At 72.6% G+C, this 12330-nt stretch carries 10 protein-coding genes and 1 pseudogene; 5 read left to right on the top strand and 6 right to left on the bottom strand.

The window, feature by feature from the left end:
* Window positions 1-162: 162 nt before the first annotated feature.
* The 5 genes from rlmN (at window position 163) to AC07GB_RS00145 (ending at window position 6139) form a co-directional block, all read left to right on the top strand.
* Window positions 163-1275, top strand: a complete 1113-nt coding sequence (rlmN, locus tag AC07GB_RS00165; protein ID WP_478840961.1) for a dual-specificity RNA methyltransferase RlmN — start codon at window positions 163-165, stop codon at window positions 1273-1275.
* A gap of 225 nt (window positions 1276-1500) precedes the next feature.
* Window positions 1501-2589, top strand: coding sequence for a thiamine ABC transporter substrate-binding protein (locus AC07GB_RS00160; RefSeq protein WP_478840960.1), 1089 nt, complete (start codon window positions 1501-1503; stop codon window positions 2587-2589).
* Window positions 2565-4262 (top strand): ABC transporter permease, encoded by a 1698-nt coding sequence (locus AC07GB_RS00155; RefSeq protein WP_478841393.1) that lies wholly within the window; start codon window positions 2565-2567, stop codon window positions 4260-4262. Before AC07GB_RS00160 ends, AC07GB_RS00155 begins: the two co-directional genes overlap by 25 nt.
* Window positions 4262-5350 (top strand): ABC transporter ATP-binding protein, encoded by a 1089-nt coding sequence (locus AC07GB_RS00150; protein ID WP_478840959.1) that lies wholly within the window; start codon window positions 4262-4264, stop codon window positions 5348-5350. Before AC07GB_RS00155 ends, AC07GB_RS00150 begins: the two co-directional genes overlap by 1 nt.
* Window positions 5351-5359: 9 nt before the next feature.
* A complete protein-coding gene (locus tag AC07GB_RS00145) occupies window positions 5360-6139 on the top strand; it encodes a maleylpyruvate isomerase N-terminal domain-containing protein (RefSeq protein WP_478840958.1) in 780 nt (259 codons plus the stop codon).
* Window positions 6140-6291: 152 nt separating this feature from the next.
* Here the strand turns inward: AC07GB_RS00145 and AC07GB_RS00140 are convergent, their stop codons facing one another.
* The 6 genes and pseudogenes from AC07GB_RS00140 to AC07GB_RS00115 form a co-directional block, all read right to left on the bottom strand.
* Window positions 6292-7416, bottom strand: coding sequence for an LOG family protein (locus AC07GB_RS00140; RefSeq protein ID WP_478840957.1), 1125 nt, complete (start codon window positions 7414-7416; stop codon window positions 6292-6294).
* A 38-nt stretch (window positions 7417-7454) separates the two neighbouring features.
* A complete protein-coding gene (locus tag AC07GB_RS00135) occupies window positions 7455-7859 on the bottom strand; it encodes a VOC family protein (protein WP_478840956.1) in 405 nt (134 codons plus the stop codon).
* A gap of 146 nt (window positions 7860-8005) precedes the next feature.
* A complete protein-coding gene (locus AC07GB_RS00130; protein WP_478840955.1) occupies window positions 8006-9163 on the bottom strand; it encodes a hypothetical protein in 1158 nt (385 codons plus the stop codon).
* A 236-nt stretch (window positions 9164-9399) separates the two neighbouring features.
* Window positions 9400-10146: pseudogene (locus AC07GB_RS00125) on the bottom strand (ABC transporter ATP-binding protein); the annotation flags it as partial.
* Window positions 10147-10317: 171 nt separating this feature from the next.
* A complete protein-coding gene (locus tag AC07GB_RS00120; RefSeq protein ID WP_478840954.1) occupies window positions 10318-11697 on the bottom strand; it encodes an aspartate aminotransferase family protein in 1380 nt (459 codons plus the stop codon).
* Window positions 11682-12233, bottom strand: coding sequence for an Lrp/AsnC family transcriptional regulator (locus AC07GB_RS00115; RefSeq protein ID WP_478840953.1), 552 nt, complete (start codon window positions 12231-12233; stop codon window positions 11682-11684). The genes AC07GB_RS00120 and AC07GB_RS00115 overlap by 16 nt, the downstream gene beginning before the upstream one ends.
* Between the last annotated feature and the right edge of the window lie 97 nt (window positions 12234-12330).

Raw genomic sequence — 12330 nt, 5'->3', positions numbered from 1 at the left:
GGGTTACCCTGGAAGGGCGTGCTGTGCTGTGGTGCACGGTGCGCCCTTTCCCCGCATCCGCGGGGGTGTTCCCGTGAGGTCCCCCGGCTTCGGCATCATGCGCCCGGCCTCTCCGCGTCAGCGGAGGTCATTCGGCCTCGCCGTACTGAGGAGTAGCCGCTCGTGACCCCGCCCGCACCTGGAGAGCTGACCTTCGTCGCGCCGCGCGGAGCCAAGAAGCCGCCGCGCCATCTCGCCGACCTCACGCCCGCCGAGCGCAAGGAGGCCGTCGCCGCCATCGGCGAGAAGCCGTTCCGCGCCAAGCAGCTCTCGCAGCACTACTTCGCGCGGTACGCCCACGACCCCGAGCAGTGGACGGACATTCCTGCCGGAGCGCGCGGCAAGCTCCAGGAGGCGCTGCTTCCCGAGCTGATGAGCGTCGTACGGCACATCAGCTGTGACGACGACACCACGCGCAAGACCCTGTGGCGCCTCTTCGACGGCACGCTCGTGGAGTCCGTGCTCATGCGCTACCCCGACCGGGTGACCATGTGCATCAGCTCCCAGGCGGGCTGCGGCATGAACTGCCCGTTCTGCGCCACGGGCCAGGCCGGCCTCGACCGGAACCTGTCCACGGCCGAGATCGTGCACCAGATCGTGGACGGCATGCGGGCCCTGCGCGACGGCGAGATCCCGGGTGGCCCCGCACGGCTCAGCAACATCGTCTTCATGGGCATGGGCGAGCCACTGGCCAACTACAACCGGGTGGTCGGCGCGATCCGCCGCCTCACCGACCCCGAGCCGGACGGCCTGGGCCTGTCCCAGCGCGGCATCACCGTCTCGACGGTCGGCCTGGTGCCCGCCATCCACCGGTTCGCCGACGAGGGCTTCAAGTGCCGCCTCGCGATCTCCCTGCACGCGCCGGACGACGAGCTGCGTGACACCCTCGTGCCGGTGAACACCCGGTGGAAGGTCCGCGAGGTCCTGGACGCCGGCTGGGAGTACGCCGCGAAGTCCGGCCGCAGGCTCTCCATCGAGTACGCCCTGATCCGCGACATCAACGACCACGCGTGGCGTGGTGACCGCCTCGGGCGCCTCCTCAAGGGCAAGCCGGTGCACGTCAACCTGATCCCGCTGAACCCGACGCCGGGCTCGAAGTGGACGGCCTCGCGCCCCGAGGACGAGAAGGCCTTCGTCGAGGCCATCGCCGCCCACGGCGTGCCGGTGACCATCCGTGACACCCGAGGTCAGGAGATCGACGGCGCCTGTGGACAACTCGCGGCGGCCGAACGCTAGCGCGGTACGCTGGCCGGAACATCTGCATATTCCGACAGGGGAGCGCCACAGCGCTGAGAGTGCGGCACCTGAGACAGGCCGGCCGCAGACCCTCTGAACCTCGCCCGGGTCATTCCGGGTAGGAAGTTCGGTCACCACTCAAGCTGTTGCGCCCTGCCCGCGAACCGCCCGGTTCGCGTGCAGGGCCGCGTCTTCTCCTGGTCACTCCAGGAGGAATGAACTCACGTGAGCACCACCAAGAAGGCCACCCTCACCGCGGTCGCGGTGGGCCTCGGGCTCGTCGCCGTCTCCGCGTGCGGCTCCGGCAGTGACTCCGGCGGCGGCTCCACGGGGTCCAAGGACGTCACCCTGGTCAGCCACGGTTCCTTCAACGTCTCCAAGGACGTCCTGAAGGACTTCGAGAAGCGCTCCGGGTACAAGGTCCGCGTCCTCAAGGACGGCGACGCGGGCCAGGCGGTCAACAAGGCGATCCTCACCAAGGGCAACCCGCAGGGCGACGTCTTCTTCGGCGTCGACAACACCCTGCTCTCGCGCGCCCTTGACAACGGACTCTTCCAGCCGTACGAGGCCAAGGACGCGGGCCGGGTGAAGCCCGAGTACCGGCTCCCGAAGGGCGAGCGCCGCGTGACGCCCGTCGACAGCGGCGACATCTGCGTGAACTACGACAAGAAGTACTTCGCCGACAAGAAGCTCGCGCCCCCGAAGACCTTCGCCGACCTGGTCAAGCCCGCGTACAAGAACCTCCTCGTCACCGAGAACGCCTCCACGTCCTCGCCGGGACTCGGCTTCCTGCTCGGCACGGCGGCCGCGTACGGCGACGACGGCTGGCAGGGCTACTGGAAGAAGCTCAAGGACAACGGCGTCAAGGTCGTCGACGGCTGGGACCAGGCCTACAACCAGGAGTTCTCGGGCTCCGCGGGCGGCAGGAAGGCCAAGGGCGACCGGCCGCTCGTCGTGTCGTACGCCTCCTCGCCGCCCGTCGAGGTCCTGTACGCCAAGCCGCAGCCGAAGCAGGCCCCGACCGGCGTCGCGACCGGCACCTGCTTCCGGCAGATCGAGTACGCGGGTCTGCTGAGCAACGCCAAGAACGCCAAGGGCGGCAAGGCCCTGCTCGACTTCCTGTCCGGCAAGCGGTTCCAGGACGACATGCCGCTCCAGATGTTCGTGAACCCCGTGCGGGAGGGCGCGCAGGTGCCGGAGCTGTTCCGCAAGCACGGCGTCGAGGTCGCGAAGCCCGCGACCATGGCCCCCAAGAAGATCGCCGACAACCGTGAGCCGTGGGTCAAGTCGTGGACCTCGCTCGTACTGAAGTAGCGAAGACGCCGGCCCGCGCGGGCCGGCGGCCGTCGCGGGGAGGCGCGGCGCGGCTCGGTCTTATGGCCCTGCCCGTCGCGTTCTTCGCCGTCTTCTTCGCCTATCCGGTCGCCGCGATCGTCGCGCGCGGCCTGAAGGTCGACGGCGCCTGGCAGTTCGGGCGGATCGCGGACGTCGTCGGGCAGTCCGACATCCAGCACGTGCTGTGGTTCACCACCTGGCAGGCGCTCGCGTCGACGGCGCTCACGCTGCTGTTCGCGCTCCCCGGCGCCTATGTCTTCGCGCGCTTCGACTTCCGGGGCAAACAGGTGCTGCGGGCGATCGTCACCGTGCCGTTCGTCCTTCCGACCGTCGTCGTGGGCACCGCCTTCCTCGCCCTGATCGGGCGCGGCGGGCTCCTCGACGAGCTGTGGGGCGTGCGCCTGGACACCACGGTGTGGGCGATCCTGCTCGCCCACGTCTTCTTCAACTATGCCGTCGTCGTGCGTACCGTCGGTGGCCTGTGGGCCCAGCTCGATCCGCGTCAGGAGGAGGCCGCGCGGATGCTGGGGGCCTCGCGCACGCGCGCGTGGCGGACGGTGACGCTGCCCGCGCTCGCGCCCGCCGTGGCGGCCGCGGCGCTGATGGTCTTCTTGTTCACGTTCACGTCCTTCGGCATCGTGCAGATCCTCGGCGGGCCCACGTACGCGACGCTCGAAGTGGAGATCTACCGGCAGACGGCCAACCTGCTCGACCTGCCGACGGCCGCCGTCCTCACGCTCGTGCAGTTCGCGGCGGTCGGCGGGGTCCTGGCCGTGCACGCCTGGACCGTGCGCCGGCGCGAGAGCACGCTCCGCCTCGTCGACGCCGCGACGACGGCGCGCAAGCCGCGCGGGGCCGGGCAGTGGGGGCTGCTCGGCTTCGTCCTGCTCACCGTGGCCGCGCTGATCGTGCTGCCGCTCGGCGTCCTGGTGCAGCGCTCGCTCGACGGCCCGCAGGGGTACGGGTTCGCGTACTACCGGCAGCTGACGTCGACGGACGGCGGGGCCTTCCTGGTGCCGCCCGTCGAGGCGATCGGGAACTCCCTCCAGTACGCGGCCGTCGCCACGGCCATCGCGCTGGTCGTCGGCGGGCTCGCGGCCACCGCGCTGACCCGGCGCGCGGGCCGCCTCGTGCGCGGCTTCGACGCGCTCCTGATGCTGCCGCTCGGCGTGTCCGCCGTGACGGTCGGCTTCGGCTTCCTCATCGCCCTGGACGAGCCGCCGCTGGACCTGCGGGCGTCCTGGTTCCTGGTGCCGCTCGCCCAGGCGCTGGTGGGCGTGCCGTTCGTGGTCCGCACGATGCTGCCCGTGCTGCGCGCCGTGGACGAGCGGCTGCGGGAGGCGGCGGCCGTGCTCGGGGCCTCGCCGCTGCGCGCCTGGCGGGAGGTCGACCTGCCGCTGGTGCGCAGGGCCCTGCTCATCGCGGCCGGGTTCGCGTTCGCGGTGTCGCTCGGGGAGTTCGGCGCGACGGTGTTCATCGCGCGGCCGGACAACCCGACCCTGCCGGTGGCCGTGGCCACCCTGTTCGGCCGCCCCGGCGACCTCAACTACGGTCAGGCCATGGCCCTTTCGACGATTCTCATGGTGGTGTGCGCGGTCTCGCTCCTGCTCCTGGAGCGCCTGCGCACGGACCGTACGACGGGAGAGTTCTGATGACCGCCACGGCTCCCGATGGGGCGGCCGCCGCCGGGCCCCGCGCGCTGCTGCGGCTCGACGAGGCGACCGTGCGCTTCGGCGCGCACACCGCCCTTGACGGGGTCGGCCTCGACGTCGCCGAGCACGAGATCGTGTGCGTGCTCGGGCCGAGCGGCAGCGGCAAGTCCACGCTGCTGCGCGCGGTCGCCGGGCTCCAGGGGCTCGACTCCGGCCGTGTCGTGCTCGACGGCCGTGACCAGACCGGGGTGCCCGCGCACAAGCGGGGCGTGGGCCTGATGTTCCAGGACCACCAGCTCTTCCCGCAGCGTGACGTGGCGGGGAACGTGGCCTTCGGCCTGCGCATGCGCGGCGTGCCCCGCGCCGAGCAGGCGCTGCGGGTGGCGGAACTCCTCGACCTGGTGGGCCTGCCGGGGGCGCAGAAGCGGGCCGTCGCCTCGCTGTCGGGTGGTGAGCAGCAGCGGGTGGCGCTCGCCCGGGCGCTCGCGCCCCGGCCGCGCCTGCTGATGCTCGACGAGCCGCTCGGGCAGCTCGACCGGTCGCTGCGGGAGCGCCTGGTCGCCGAGTTGCGGGAGCTGTTCCAGGAGCTGGGTACGACGGTGCTCGCGGTCACGCACGACCAGGGCGAGGCGTTCGCGCTCGCCGACCGGGTCGTGGTGATGCGGGACGGCCGGATCGCCCAGTCCGGTACGCCCCTTGAGGTGTGGCGCAGGCCCGCCGACGAGTTCGTGGCGCGCTTCCTCGGCTTCGACAACGTGGTCGACGCGACGGTCACAGGGCAGGCCGCCGCGACCGTGTGGGGCAAGGTCCCGGTGCCGGACGGCACGGCGGACGGCTCCTGCCGACTGCTCGTACGGCCCGCGGGGGTGCGGCTCGTGGGGGCGGACGAGGGGCTCGCGTGCGTGGTGACGGGGCGGACGTTCCGGGGCACGCATGTCGCCGTGCGCCTGGAGCCCGTCGGCGCTGAGGGCGCTCCCCGCCTGGAGGCCGCGTGCGGACTGCGCGACGCGCCGGAGCCGGGCGCGCGGGTGGGGGTGCGCTTCGCGGTGGAGGAAATCGTCGTGCTGCGGCGGGGCGCGACGGCCTAGGCTCGGCTCATGGCCAGCCTTTCGTACGAGCGTTACCGTCACCAAGTCGCCGTCCAGCTGGAGAGTCTGCGGGCGACCCTTGACGGCGCCGATCTGTCGGTGACCGTCCCCACCTGCCCCGACTGGACCCTCGATCAGCTCGTCCGGCACGCGGGCGGCGCCGTGCGCTGGGTCGAGCTGCACGTGCGGACCCGGGCGACGGAGAACATCCCCGAGGCGCGGGTGCCCGGCTTCGCAGGCCCCGAGGAAGGGGGTGTGGCCGCGCTCGACGCGTGGCTGGCCGGGACGGCGGAGATGTTCGACGCGACGCTGCGCGGCGCCGAGGCCGATACGCCCGTGTGGTCCTGGGCGGGGGAGGCCACCGCCGGGTTCTGGGCGCGGCGCATGACGCACGAGGTGGCGATCCACCGGGCGGACGCGGCGATCGCCGTGGACGCGGCGTACGAGCTGGAGCCCGACGTGGCCGCCGACGCCGTCGACGAGTGGCTGGACATCGTGCGGTTCGTGCAGGTGGCGAAGGCGGATCCGCGGGCCGCGGAGCTGGTGGGGGAGGGGCGCACGCTGGGGCTGCGCGCCGTGGACGCCGAGGTGGGGTGGTCCGTCACGCTGGGGCCGGACGGGGTGTCTTGGGCTCGGGGGTGTGCTGAGGCGGACGTGGTGTTGCGGGGGCCGTTGACCGAGGTGTTGCTCGCGTTCTATCGGCGGCGGGGGCTGGACTCGGGGCGGGTCGAGGTGCTGGGGGATCGGGGCTTGCTGGAGTTCTGGCTGGCGAAGGCGTCGTTCGGCTGAGCCTCGGCTGTGCTGGGGCCCTGTTGAACGGCTGGGCGGCACCGGGGGCTGTGCCCACCCTTCCCCGAGTTCTCGGCTGCGCGCGAGCAGGGGAGGCCCCACTCGCCCTGCGGGACGATTGCCCACAGCGGGTACGCCGACCGCGCCCCGCGTCAGCGGGCCAGCGACGACAGTACGTCCGCCGCCTCCTCCGCGTTGTCCACCAGTGCGATCCGTTTCGCCATCGGGCGGTCGGCTGCCAGGGCCTGGAGGAGGGGCCAGGCCGGGAGGTGGGTCGTCCAGTGGGTTCGGCCGACCAGGATCATGGGGGTGGGTTCGCCGCGGGACTCGTAGTAGTTGGGGGTCGCGTTGTCGAAGATCTCCTGGACCGTGCCCGCGGCGCCGGGCAGGAAGACGACGCCCGCGTTCGAGCGGGCGAGCAGCCCGTCCTCGCGCGTGGCGTTGGCGAAGTACTTCGCGAGGTGCGCGGCGAACGCGTTCGGCGGCTCGTGGCCGTAGAACCACGTGGGGATGCCGACCGACGCCCCGCCGTCCGGCCACCGCTCGCGCACGGCGAACGCGGCCTTGGCCCAGTCGGTCACCGAGGGCGTGAACGACGGTGCCTTGGCGAGGAGTTCGAGGGATTCGTCGAGCATGGTGTCGGCGTACGGGGCGGCGTACGCGCCGAGGTTCGCCGCCTCCATGGCGCCGGGCCCGCCGCCCGTCGCCACCGTGAAGCCGGCCCGCGCGAGGGAGCGGCCGAGCCGGGCAGTGCCCGCGTACGCGTCCGTGCCGCGGGCCATCGCGTGGCCGCCCATGACGCCCACGACCCGGGCGCCGTGGAGGAGTTCGTCGAGCGCGTCGGAGACGGAGTCGTCGTGGACCGCCCGCAGCATGGAGGCGAAGACGTCGCCGTCGGCCTTGGTCCGCTGGAACCAGGCGTAGGAGCGGGCGTCCGGCGTCGCCTCGTACCCGCCGTCGGCCAGGCCCGCGAACAGGTCGCCCGGTGTGTAGAGGCGGGCGACGTAGGGGTCGAAGGGCAGCCCCGGCACGGGCGGGAAGACCAGGGCGCCACCGGCGCGGACCCGCGCCGCCGCCTCTTCCCGCATCGGGCAGCCCAGGAAGACGGCGTCGGTGGTGTCGACGGTCAGCAACACGTCCGTACGGCCCGTCAGGTCGACTGCCTGGACGCGGTGTCGGGCCAGTGAGCCGTGGGCCGCGACGACCTCGTCGAACTCGGCGAGCGTCTCGATCTCGCGGTCGCCGGGGTGCGGGACGGACGCTTCGGAGGGGAGCATCCGCCCATGCTAGGCACCCGGCGGTGGTGACGGGAGGGTCAGCCCTGGACCTGGGACGGGTCCATCCACATGATCTCCCAGGTGTGGCCGTCGAGGTCGTCGAAGCTGCGGCCGTACATGGTGCCGTAGTCCTGGGTGCGGCCGTCCTTGCCGCCCGCGGCCACGGCCTTGTCGACGACCTCGTCGACCTTGGCGCGGCTCTCGGCGCTCAGACAGAGCAGGACCTCGCTGGTCTTCGTGGAGTCCGCGATCTCCTTGGTGGTGAACTCCTGGTAGCGCGAGGTGCCGAGCAGCATCGCGACGATGGTGTCACTGATCACGACGCAGGCGCAGTCGTCCGTCGTGAACTGGGGGTTGATCGTGTAACCCAGCTCCGTGAAGAACTTCTTGGAGGCCTCGACGTCGGACACGGCCAGGTTCACGAAGATCATCTGCTGGTACATGAGGTCTCCCGCTCGGGTGGTGTTCGGGTGTGCGGTGCGTCTTACGGAGGGGTAGACGGTGGGCCACGGGAGAACTCATCGGTGGTGCGGAAGTTTTTTCGAACGAATCCGGGGCGGGCTCGCCCTCCGTGCCGCGGCCCCCGCCCTCAGGGCGTCAGCGGCATCGCCGACAGCTGCGCCACCAGCCAGGTCAGCGGGCCGAAGGTGGCCGCGAGCACGATGGCGCGCAGTGCCGCCGAGCCGCGGAGCAGGGACGCGGGCGCCCCGAGGCGTACCAGCGCCGCCTGGGTGGAGGCGCGGGTGTGGCGGGCCTCGGCCGCCGCGGTGGCCAGGGTGAGGACCGCGCAGCCCGCGACGAGCAGCGCGCCGAGCGTGGTGAGCGGGCCGATGTCCGCGCGGCCGCCCGCCGCGTGCAGCGTGGTCAGCGCGTAGGCGCCGGACGCCACCGCGCACACCACGCCGAGGGGCTGCCCCACCCGCCGCGCCTCCCGCATCAGTACGCGCCCCGCGAGCAGCCGCAGGGCACCGGGCCGCACCGCTTGCAGCAGGCGTCCGCACAGGTGGGTGAGGCCGGGGCCGGCGAGCGCCAGGCCGATCGCGGTGAGCGCCCAGCCGGTGAGCACGCCGGCCGGGCTGCCGTCGATGCCGCCGGGCATGCGCAGGCCTGGTGCGGCGTCGGCGCCGCTCGCGTACGTCTCGACGGCGAGGCCGGCCGCGAGCAGCGCCACGCCCCACGGCAGGCCGCCGGGCGCAGGGGGCGGGGCGTCGGGGTCGGTCGGCTCCGCGCCGGGCTTGGTGCGGCGCGGGCGCAGCGCGAGCGCGACCGCGACGGACGCGGCGAGCGGCGCGAGGGCGAGCAGCGTGAGCGCGGCGGCGAGCGGCAGCGGCCGGTCGGCGGCGAGGAGCCCTGCGGCCGCCCCGTCGAAGGGCAGGCCGGTGAGGTCGCCGCGCAGGTGCAGAAAGAACAGCAGCGCCACCATGGACCCGAGCGTGCAGGCCACCGCCGTGGTCATGGCCGAGACGACCATGAGCCGGCCGGGGCCGAGGCCGACCGATGACAGGCCGGGGCGCGGTGTGGTGCCGGGGTCGGTACGGGCCACGGCGACGGCGAAGTACACGGTGGCGGCGAGGGGGAGCGCGCACCAGGCGAGACGCGCCGCGGCGCCGCCGGAGCCCGGGTGGGCCAGGGCGTGGCCGAGGGCGCACAGGAGCAGGAAGCCGGTGCCGGCCGCCGCGGCGGCGACGAGCAGGCGGCGCAGCAGGACCAGGGGGCGGGCGCCGAGCGCTAGACGGAGAGCGAGCACGCGGCCCGGCCTTCCGCGTCGGAGCCACCGGGCCGCCCGGCGCCGCCACCCGGACCACCGTCACCGGCCCGTCCGGCCGCTCCGGCTCCGCCTGATGGATCGGTCCGGTCGGGAGCCGCGGCCCCACCCGACGCCCCGGTCCGCTCAGCCGCTCCGGCCCCGCCGGACGCGTCGCCCCGGTCGGCCGCTCCGGCCCCGCCGGACGCGTCGCCCCGGTCGGCTGCCCCGGCCCCGCTCGACGCGTCGGCAGCGCCCCCGGCGTCGGCGTCGGCGCCGGGCGCGAGGTCGTCGCCGGGCAGGTGGAGCGTGTTCACGCGGCGGCCGTCGAGGAGGGCGACCGTGCGGTCGGCGAGGGCGGCGACCTCCGCGTCGTGGGTGGCGAGGACGACGGTGATGCCGTGCGAGCGGGCGGCCGTGGTCAGGGTGCGCAGGACGTGTGCGCGGTCGGCGCGGTGCAGCGGCGCGGTGGGCTCGTCCGCGAAGAGGACGGCGGGGGCCGCGGCGAGGGCGCGGGCGACGGCCACGCGCTGGCACTCGGCCCGGGTGAGGGCGTGCGGCCGCTTGCGCGCGCTGTCGCCGACGTCGAGGCGCTCCAGCCACTCCAGGGCGGCGCGCTTGGCGGTGCGGCGCGGGGCGCCGCGCAGGAGCAGCGCGAGCGCGGCGTTCTCCCAGCCGGTCAGCTCGGGGACGAGGGAGGGCTCGGGGTCGATCCAGCCGAACCGGTCGCGGCGCAGCCGCTCGCGGACCAGCGGGCCCATGGTGTGCACGGGCGTGGAGTTGAACCAGACCTCGCCGCGCTGCGGCGGCAGCTGGCCGGACAGACAGCGCAGGAGCGTCGTCTTGCCGCTGCCGCGCGGGCCGCCGACCGCGAGGATCTCGCCCTCGCGGACACCGAGCGAGACGCCGGTGAGTGCGGGAGTGCCGTTGAGCGTGACGTGCAGGGCGCGGGCCCACAGCACGTCGTTGTCCGGCGGGGCCACCATGGGCGTACACCTCGGTTCAGATCAGATCGCCTCCCCCGTACGGGGGAACGAAGGCTGGGCCGATCGGTCACTGGGCACGCTAAGGATTCGGTACGGGCCCCCGGACAAGGACGCGGCCCGGGCGCCCCCATCTCACTCGGATGGGTGCGCCCGGGCCGGTGGGGCGCCGGGTCAGATCTTGGTCCAGGCCTCCGCCAGGACCTGCCGGACGATGCCCTCGATCTCGTCGAACGTGGACTGGTCCGAGATCAGCGGCGGCGACAGCTGGATGACGGGGTCACCGCGGTCGTCGGCGCGGCAGTACAGGCCGTACTCGAAGAGCTTCTTGGAGACGAAGCCGTAGAGGACGCGCTCGGACTCCTCGTCCGTGAAGGACTCCTTGGTGGCCTTGTCCTTGACCAGCTCGATGCCGTAGAAGAAGCCGTTGCCGCGGACGTCGCCGACGATCGGCAGGTCGTGCAGCTTCTGGAGGGTGCTGAGGAACGCGCCCTCGTTGTCGAGCACGTGCTGGTTGAGGCCCTCGCGCTCGAAGAGGTCGAGGTTGGCGAGGCCGACGGCCGCGGAGACCGGGTGGCCGCCGAAGGTGTAGCCGTGCAGGAAGGTGTTGTCGCCCTTGTAGAACGGCTCGGCGATGCGGTCCGAGACGATCGCGGCGCCGATCGGGGAATAGCCCGAGGTCATGCCCTTGGCGCAGGTGATGATGTCCGGCACGTACCCGAACTTGTCGCAGGCGAACATCGTGCCGAGGCGGCCGAAGGCGCAGATGACCTCGTCGGAGACGAGCAGCACGTCGTACTTGTCGCAGATCTCACGCACGCGCTGGAAGTAGCCGGGCGGAGGCGGGAAGCAGCCGCCCGCGTTCTGCACCGGCTCCAGGAAGACCGCGGCGACGGTCTCGGGGCCCTCGAAGAGGATCTCCTGCTCGATCTGGTCGGCGGCCCAGCGGCCGAAGGCCTCCGGATCGTCGCCGTGGATCGGGGCGCGGTAGATGTTGGTGTTGGGCACCTTGTGCGCGCCGGGGACCAGCGGCTCGAAGGGGGCCTTGAGGGCCGGGAGGCCGGTGATGGACAGGGCGCCCTGCGGGGTGCCGTGGTAGGCGACCGCGCGCGAGATGACCTTGTACTTCGTGTGGTTGCCGGTGAGCTTGTGGTACTGCTTCGCCAGCTTCCAGGCGGTCTCGACGGCCTCGCCGCCGCCGGTGGTGAAGAAGACCTTGTTCAGGTCGCCCGGGGCGTGGTGGGCGAGGCGCTCGGCCAGTTCGACGGCGCTCGGGTGGGCGTACGACCAGATGGGGAAGAAGGCCAGCTCGGCCGCCTGCTTGGCGGCGACCTCGGCCAGCTCACGGCGGCCGTGCCCGGCCTGGACCACGAACAGGCCCGCGAGACCGTCGAGGTACTTCTTGCCCTTGTCGTCGTAGATGTAGGTGCCTTCACCGCGCACGATGGTGGGCACGGGCGAGTTCTCGTACGACGACATGCGCGTGAAGTGCATCCACAGGTGGTCGTACGCGGTTTTGCTGAGGTCCTTGCTCACGGCTATCGGGTTCCCCACATGTAGGTCTGCTTCTTCAGCTTGAGGTAGACGAAGCTCTCGGTCGAACGCACGCCGGGGAGCGCGCGGATCCTCTTGTTGATGACCTCGAGGAGATGGTCGTCGTCCTCGCAGACGATCTCCACGAGGAGGTCGTGCGAGCCCGCGGTCATCACCACGTACTCCGCCTCCGGCATGGCGGCGACGGCGTCGGCGACCGGGTCCACGTCGCCCTCCACGTCGATCCCGACCATCGCCTGACGGCGCAGGCCCACGGTGAGCGGGTCCGTCACGGCGACGATCTGCATCACGCCCTGGTCCAGGAGCTTCTGGACGCGCTGGCGCACGGCGGCCTCGGACAGGCCGACGGCCTTGCCGATGGCGGCGTACGGCCTGCGGCCGTCCTCCTGGAGCTGTTCGATGATCGCGAGGGAGACGGCGTCGACCGAGGGCGATCCGCCCGGGCCGCGGCCGCCACCGGTGGCGGGGCGGGTGGTCGCCCCCTCACGAGGGCTGCTGGGGTCTGTGCTTCGACTGGCCACGACTTCACTGTGCACGAGGTCTCGGCAGTTACGCAAGGGCGGATCGATGAAATTCGTTGCTGGAGGACTCTCGACTTGCGGATTTCGCAGTCCTGGGCTGCTGGGTATGTTG

The organism is Streptomyces sp. NPDC045778 (genome assembly GCF_056431945.1).
This window is presented reverse-complemented; position numbering and strand designations above follow the sequence as displayed.